The 7,397-nt window shown below is 35.9% G+C and carries 7 protein-coding genes and 1 pseudogene; all 8 read left to right on the top strand.

Translation table 11 applies throughout. The annotated features are described in order from the left end of the window. Window positions 1–523, top strand: a pseudogene (locus tag ACJAT0_RS06325) (septum formation inhibitor Maf); the annotation flags it as partial. Continuing rightward, complete coding sequence (locus ACJAT0_RS06320) at window positions 520–1,074, top strand: mechanosensitive ion channel domain-containing protein (RefSeq protein WP_415180981.1); 555 nt, start codon at window positions 520–522, stop codon at window positions 1,072–1,074. The pseudogene ACJAT0_RS06325 and the gene ACJAT0_RS06320, both read left to right, overlap by 4 nt. An 11-nt stretch (window positions 1,075–1,085) precedes the next feature. Next, window positions 1,086–1,409: a translation initiation factor gene (locus ACJAT0_RS06315; RefSeq protein ID WP_374003767.1), complete on the top strand. Its 324-nt coding sequence runs from the start codon at window positions 1,086–1,088 to the stop codon at window positions 1,407–1,409. A gap of 922 nt (window positions 1,410–2,331) precedes the next feature. Continuing rightward, on the top strand, window positions 2,332–3,363 hold the full coding sequence (locus ACJAT0_RS06310) for an ATP-binding protein (protein WP_415180980.1): 1,032 nt from the start codon (window positions 2,332–2,334) through the stop codon (window positions 3,361–3,363). Continuing rightward, window positions 3,356–3,739, top strand: coding sequence for a response regulator (locus ACJAT0_RS06305; RefSeq protein ID WP_415180979.1), 384 nt, complete (start codon window positions 3,356–3,358; stop codon window positions 3,737–3,739). The genes ACJAT0_RS06310 and ACJAT0_RS06305 overlap by 8 nt, the downstream gene beginning before the upstream one ends. A 730-nt stretch (window positions 3,740–4,469) precedes the next feature. Continuing rightward, window positions 4,470–4,988 (top strand): SRPBCC family protein, encoded by a 519-nt coding sequence (locus ACJAT0_RS06300; RefSeq protein ID WP_415180978.1) that lies wholly within the window; start codon window positions 4,470–4,472, stop codon window positions 4,986–4,988. A 1-nt stretch (window position 4,989) separates the two neighbouring features. Next, a complete protein-coding gene (locus ACJAT0_RS06295) occupies window positions 4,990–5,685 on the top strand; it encodes an SDR family NAD(P)-dependent oxidoreductase (protein ID WP_374002385.1) in 696 nt (231 codons plus the stop codon). A gap of 154 nt (window positions 5,686–5,839) precedes the next feature. Next, window positions 5,840–7,162 (top strand): cryptochrome/photolyase family protein, encoded by a 1,323-nt coding sequence (locus ACJAT0_RS06290; RefSeq protein WP_374002384.1) that lies wholly within the window; start codon window positions 5,840–5,842, stop codon window positions 7,160–7,162. Window positions 7,163–7,397: the final 235 nt, after the last annotated feature.

Below are 7,397 nucleotides of genomic sequence, written 5' to 3'. Positions count from 1 at the left end.
AGATAATGCTATTAAAATTGCTACTTCCATTCAGGAGTGGTGCGGTCATACCTACATGCAATTTAATCAAGATGGCGATGCATATAAGGTGTCCCTTTATTCCTATTTTCAAAGTGAAGGGAATGAAAAATTTGAAGTGGACAATGTCTTGACTGAAAATCAGATTGCAGCACAATTGAGACTGGATCCTAAGGCTATGCCTACAGGAGAAATAAAAATAATCCCTAGTACCGAATACTTAAGGTTAAAGCATGTCGAGACAAAACCTTACGATGCGATCGCAACATTAAGCGAGATTCAAGACGGCTATTTGTACAGCGTTATATTTACAAAACTAGAAAGAACGATCGCCTTTAAAACCGAAAAAACATTTCCATATCGCATTCTTTCCTGGATGGATCGTTATAAAGATGGTGCGGCTCCTATGGTTTCTACAGGAACACTTAAAAAGTCTATTAATACCGCCTACTGGACAAAGAACGGAAATAAAGACGCAATCCTGAGAGATAGCTTAGGATTATGAAAGAATTCTTTTTAAAACCAGAGGTGCTATTAACGCTGTCGCTTGTAGTATGCACCTTTATCATTCACCGCTTTATTATTTGGAGTGCTGTTAAGCTTTCTAAAAAAGTATCCAGATCAGAATTGCGCAAACAATATTTGAACAGGTACACAGGATACGTCATTTGGAGCGTTTGTGCTATCGCCATTATTCTAGTTTGGGGATCAACTACAGAAGGTTTTTGGGTGGCTTTAGGATCTGCCTTTGCGGTTGTAGGTGTGGCTTTATTTGCTAATTGGAGCATTCTAAGTAATATTACAGCGAGTTTTATTCTTTATTTTACATTTCCTTATAAAATTGGAGACCGCATACGCATACATGACAAAGACCTACCAGTTACGGCAGTAATAAGTGATATCAAAGGATTCTATACACTACTTATAACGGATGAAGGAGAGTTAATCACCTATCCTAATAATTTATTATTGCAAAAAGGAGTTTCCATACTACAGGAGAAAAAAGATTCTATATTTGACACTCATAGTCAAGATGAAGACCCAACCACACTCTAAAAAAATAACAAATGGACTTAAGTGACCAACTAAAAAATCTTTTCCCAAAACACGATTTTAAGGAAGAACAGCCACCTGAAAAAAGCAATGTCTGGCTGCAGGAAAACCCCTTAGAATGTAAGTTTGAAAAACGTAAGGGTAAAGTAAACACGATCATTGCTGGATATACAGGAGCAACAGCCGACTTTAAAATTCTCGCCAAGGAACTTAAAATACAATTAGGTGTAGGTGGTAGTTTTAAAAACGATCAGATCATTATTCAAGGCGATTACCGTGATCGCATCATGGAAATGCTAAGAGAAAAAGGCTTTAAAGTGAAACGAGTTGGTGGATAAAACCATAGGTGCTATTTATAGCACCTCTTCAAAATTGGCTCTCTCATTTTTACTTGCCGAAGTGGTTATAAATCCTATTATAAGAAAGCGTTATAAGCCCTATGATGTATTTTAAACCCAAAATGATAGTTTCCTATTTTCTTTACTTATGTTCCTTATTAATCTACGCGAGCAGCATACTACTTTTTACGCTTACCTATTCTTCAGTGCAATCTTCGGTTGCCATATGATTGCTGTTTCCCTTTGATTGAAGTGGTATACGGATGACACTAGCCTCGGCTGTCACTCTCCTTTTAACAATGAGGTTGTGAACTACCAGTTTTGAATTAATGGCTCTGAATAGCCTCTCAAAAGATTTAGTTTGGATTTGTGTCTTCCGAAACCTAAAAGGTCGTTAGGATCTGGCACAACTTCATTTATGTTCATCCTACAGAAATAACTGAAAGAGATACTGTCGTATCATCTGTCTTCTATTTCATAATCATACCATACATACCCGCTTTACAAAAGACACATTCTGGTCAATATCATATTACTACTGTAGGTTTTACCTTTAGATTAATCAGCACTAAGTATATTAAAATCGTACTTAATCGACTAACTGAAATATTTAACTATTAAAAATTCATTTATCTTTCTTGATACAAAATCAAAAATCGCTTCTTTTAACGCAGGGGTTTTCTGTATACTTGAATAGCAAAACAATATTTAATGCGCTTATATACATACGACTAAATTGATTTAAAAGCTTTATTTATTAGATTTCACTTTGCAACTCTCTTAAACACGAGGCTTACGGTGGAATCATCAGTCCCTTAAATAATTGTATTTCACGTGACCTTAAATTAAAGTGAAAGGTTTATTTCGTATAACGACGAAAATTTCCCCTAATCGATAAACATAGTCGTTCACCAGCATCAAAATGAAAATATTACAAGCCTTTATAGAAAACTCTCCTGACTCCATCTCCGTTTACAATAAAAAACTCCATTTAGTAGCAATCAATACAGCGGGTCTTGACCTCATACAAAAGACACGCAGTCAAAGCATTGGTCAATTTATTAAAACACTTGCTCCAGACGTTGAAAAATCAGGCCTTTTAAAAGAATACAAGGAAGTAATAAAAAACGGCAAGCCCTTTATAAGCGAAGATGTAAGCAATCCAAGGCAAATTGGGAATAAACAATTTAGCGTTAGAGCGTTTAATACCGAAGAAGGCCTCGCCATAGTTACAAGGGATATAACAGCACTTAAAAAAACAGAACGCCTGCTAATAAGAGCCAACAAGCGCCTAGAAGAGCTCAATTATATAGCGGCACATGATATGAAAGCACCACTGACCAACGTTCTTTCATTGACCAAATTAATAGATGAATCAGGCGTCATCAAAGAAAACTGCCAAGAGTTATTTGACAAGTTAATTACCTCTATCAAAAGAATGCAGCATACTATTCACACCTTAAATGATGTTATGGCCATACAGGAGGACCTTCTTCCCATTGATGAAGAACTTCCATTTACAGAGGTGTTAAATAGCGTAAAAAATAATATAGCCACCCAAATTATTGAAGCTAAAGTGACAATTCGAGCAGATTTTACAAAAGCTCCTTATATCAACTATCCACAGTTTCATCTTCAAAGTATTTTACAAAACTTGATTTCTAATGCCATCAAATACAGACATCCAAATAAAGAGGCATTGATCGAAATAGAAACAATGAAGAAAGATGAAGGTTGGTACCTCTTTATAAAAGACAATGGGCTTGGCATGGACTTAAATAGTTCAAAAGACAGCATATTTAGGCTTTTTAAAAGAATGCATACGCATGTAGAAGGCAGCGGAGTTGGACTGTATATCGTCCATTCACTTGTAGAGTCACATGGAGGTACGATTGAAGTAACCAGCGAAATAAATAAGGGCACGACTTTTAAAATATATTTAGGATATGAATAACATCAGCATCTTATTAGTTGATGATGACGATATTGCGAATTTCATCTCAGAAAAAGTTCTAAGGACCTTAGGTTTCGATAGTATCAGTGCAGTCACCGATGGGAAACAAGCTTATGAACGTTTAGAACAAAAATGTCCCGATTTAGTTTTTTTAGACATTAATATGCCTGTTATGGATGGCTTTGCTTTTCTTGCCAAAATAAAACAAGAACTTATATGCGAGCAGATGAACGTGGTCATACTCACCTCATCAAATCGCAAAAAGGACAGAGATCAAGCCAGTGAATTCGGTATTGTAGTAGATTATTTAGAAAAACCACTGACTCAAGAAAAAGTGCGCCAGGTACTTGATAAAATACTAAAACCAAATCTATAGTGTGACGTTTATAATTCAATAAACACCAGTTAGCCTCCATCTATGATAGCCTTTATTAATTTTATTTTGTGCTCTATTTATATTTAAAGGTTAAAAGGCAACTGCTGTAAGGTACTTATTAAGGAAAACAAATTGTCCAATCCAAAATCTTTGTGTTTTAAGTACTAAGTAGGTTTATTTTCTATTGATGCTCTTTTTAGGAATTCACATCAGACGTAACCTAACGTTGGAACAAACTCTTTTTTATTATTTATAAAATCTGCTGAACATTAATTACTATTATTAGGGCATTTATTATTGTCCTTTTTCTATATTCTTGATGCAAAACAACATTTGTTTTGAAATTTTAATCCCTACTTAGGAACTCCACTTAACTTTAAACTGCGGTAGCGAAACGACGCATTTTAAACATCAACATAATACCCTAATGCCGTTTGTGTAATGCAGCATTTTATCAATAGTAATTATGTTTTATTTTAAACCTAACAAGAGTCTTTGTGTTTTAATCTAAAGTTGACTTACATCAATGGGCACTCTAATACATTACTATTGAAATAGTTAAAATTAAATTTGTAGCCCACGAAAAATAAGAATGTCTCTTAAGCGTATTAAATTTTGATGAGATTTTAAATTGAAGTGTAAGTTTGTCTTCCCTTTCATAACTATTTTAACAAGGCTTTGCTCTTTATACTTTGTTTAAGACTTACTTTTATACTTTAAACAAAAAAGCTTGAAATTATACCAATTTTCCTCAAAGCAAAAACTGCCTATCTCTTTAGATGAGGCTTGGAAATTCCTTACTGATGCCACTAATTTAAAACTTCTGACCCCGCCAGAATTGGATATGACCGTTCAATATGGTACAGAAAGAGGCATGTATCCCGGCCAGCTTATCGAGTATACGGTAACACCACTTCCTTTTTATAAAACCAACTGGGTAACACACATCACCCAAGTAGAAGAAATGAAATTTTTTGTGGATGAGCAAATGTACGGCCCTTATGCGACCTGGCATCACAAACATTTTATAAGCGAGATTGAGGGTGGCACGTTGATGGAGGACTTGATTCATTACCGTTTGCCTTTTGGTGTCTTAGGAAAGTTAGGCGCTCCATTTGTAAGGAAGAAGTTGGAAGAAATATTCCGCTTTCGCGAAAGCGCACTGATCAAACACTTCGGTGCATTTGAAGAAGAAAAAGCTACCGTTAAAATTAAAGAAACAACACAAAAACACGAAATACTCAATTAAAATGTCAAAAAACATACTACTTATAGGCGGAAGCCACGGAATAGGAAACGCAATTGTACAGCACCTTCATGAAGGAAATAATGTATATGTTGCCTCTAGAGAAAATGAAAATTTACCTGCTGGTGTAACACACATCCCTTTTGATGCCTTAACGGAAGAATTAGATACTTCTCTTTTACCAGAATCGCTAGATGGCTTTGTATACTGTCCTGGAAGCATCAATTTAAAGCCATTCAAAATGCTCAAACAATCGCAATTTGAAGAAGATATGGAGATCAATTTCTTTTGTTTGATAAAAGCGACAAGAACTGTATTGCCCCTACTGACCAAAAGTGGTACGAGCAGTATTGTATACTTTTCTACTGTAGCAGTAGCAACTGGAATGCCTTTCCACACAAGTATAGCAGCAGCCAAAGGAGCAATTGAAGGTTATGCAAGATCCCTTGCCGCTGAGTATGCGCCTACAATTAGAGTTAATGTCATCGCACCATCACTAGTAGATACACCACTTGCTGGCAGGTTATTAAATAACGATGCCAAAAAAGAAAAAATGGGCGAAATGCATCCATTAAAACGAGTAGGTACTCCAGAAGATATTGCTGGTGTGGCCGTGTTTTTATTGAATCAAAATGCAGGATGGATCACTGGTCAAGTGATCGGTGTAAATGGAGGAAAAGGCTCTCTAAGCATAGGTTAAAAAAAAACTAAAGACCTCGTAGCGAAACGACAAAAAACAAGAAATCTTTATACATTAGCAATAGGTAATCACTAGGTATTTAGCCTTTAAACTATTGCTTAAAAAAAGCTTAGGTGAATTTGTCTGATTAGTTAGTAGAGAATTGTATCAACATATGAGTGGAAAGGTAAATGTATTTTGGTTCCGTAGGGATTTGAGATTGGATGATAACATAGGATTCTATGAAGCGCTTAAAAGTGATCTTCCAGTGCTCCCTATGTTTATTTTTGACAGAGATATTTTAGATAAACTTCCTGAAGATGATGCTCGCATCACTTTTATCCATCAAGAACTGCAACGAATGCGTACAGAGCTTGCGGTGAATCAAGACAGTTCCATCGCAATGTATTATGGAAAACCAATGGAAGTCTGGAAAGAAATTATAGAGTCCCATGAAATAGATACTGTATTCACCAATCGTGATTATGAACCCTATGCAAAAGAAAGAGACCTAAAAATAGATCAACTTCTCGCCGAACATAACATAGACTTCAAAACTTTTAAGGATCAAGTCACTTACGAAAAAGACGAGATCACAAAATCAGATGGCAAGCCTTATGTCGTCTACACACCTTATAAGAATAAATGGCTGGAACATTTTAGAAATGATTTCGGTTCTGGAGATGATCAGAAGTTTTATGATACCAGCGATTATTTATCCAACTGTATTAAAAATAATCAGTTGCCTAATGTGACCTTAAAAGGGATGGGCTTTACTACATCTCAAATTGAGATTCCAGAATATACAGTCACTCCTACTCTAATTGAAGATTATGAAAAGACAAGAAATTTTCCAGCGATAGAAAAGGGAACTTCTAGATTAGGAGTTTATTTGAGATTTGGTGTGGTCAGCGTTCGTAAAATGATACAAAGAGCAGATCTGGCTACTAATAAAACTTTTCTAAGCGAGCTGATCTGGAGGGAATTTTTCATGCAAATTTTATACCACTTCCCACATACTAAGGACGCGGCTTTTAGATCTAAATACGACCGCATTGAGTGGCGCAATAATGAAGCCGAATTTGAAAAATGGAAAACAGGCACCACTGGCTATGCCCTAGTGGATGCCGGAATGCGCGAACTCAACACCACAGGACACATGCACAATCGTGTGCGCATGCTGGTAGCGAGTTTTCTTATCAAGCATTTATTGATCGATTGGCGCTGGGGTGAAACTTATTTTGCCGAGAAGCTCAACGATTATGAAATGTCTAGTAATGTAGGAAACTGGCAATGGGCAGCAGGAAGCGGTGTTGATGCAGCACCCTATTTTAGAATCTTTAACCCAATTACTCAAAAAGATAAATTTGATAAAGAACGCAAATATATCAAGCAATTTGTACCGGAATTTGAAACTTCTAGGTATCCAGATATGATGGTAGATCATAAAGAATCTCGAGAAAGATGTTTGAGGGTTTATAAAGAAGCGGTTTCATAGTATAGTCTTAACTTATGACTTATGAAAAAGTTGAATTTCTTGGCCATAATACACAAGTTTTAATGGGTATTCCTGGATATAAAATCCAGAGGATATACTTATTTTGCTTCCACACCCTTTCGTGTTGGGCAACGATAACAAAAATAACGAATAGCTTTTTGTAACTCAAAAAGATTGGTTTCGCAATCTTTGATACATAAAGAAAATGCTCGGTGGCTCGCTAGTCACATCCTAC

It is taken from the genome of Nonlabens sp., assembly GCF_047636915.1.
In the GTDB taxonomy this organism is placed as follows: Bacteria; Bacteroidota; Bacteroidia; order Flavobacteriales; family Flavobacteriaceae; genus Nonlabens.
The sequence above is the reverse complement of the archived record's forward strand: the minus strand, read 5'-3'. Positions and strand labels throughout refer to the sequence as shown.

Excerpts from the sequence above, each read along its gene's own strand:
- ACJAT0_RS06305 (WP_415180979.1), top strand. The coding sequence starts at position 3,356 with ATGAATAACATCAGCATCTTATTAGTTGATGATGACGATATTGCGAAT.
- ACJAT0_RS06290 (WP_374002384.1), top strand. The coding sequence starts at position 5,840 with ATGAGTGGAAAGGTAAATGTATTTTGGTTCCGTAGGGATTTGAGATTG.
- ACJAT0_RS06310 (WP_415180980.1), top strand. The coding sequence starts at position 2,332 with ATGAAAATATTACAAGCCTTTATAGAAAACTCTCCTGACTCCATCTCC.
- ACJAT0_RS06295 (WP_374002385.1), top strand. The coding sequence starts at position 4,990 with ATGTCAAAAAACATACTACTTATAGGCGGAAGCCACGGAATAGGAAAC.
- ACJAT0_RS06320 (WP_415180981.1), top strand. The coding sequence starts at position 520 with ATGAAAGAATTCTTTTTAAAACCAGAGGTGCTATTAACGCTGTCGCTT.
- ACJAT0_RS06315 (WP_374003767.1), top strand. The coding sequence starts at position 1,086 with ATGGACTTAAGTGACCAACTAAAAAATCTTTTCCCAAAACACGATTTT.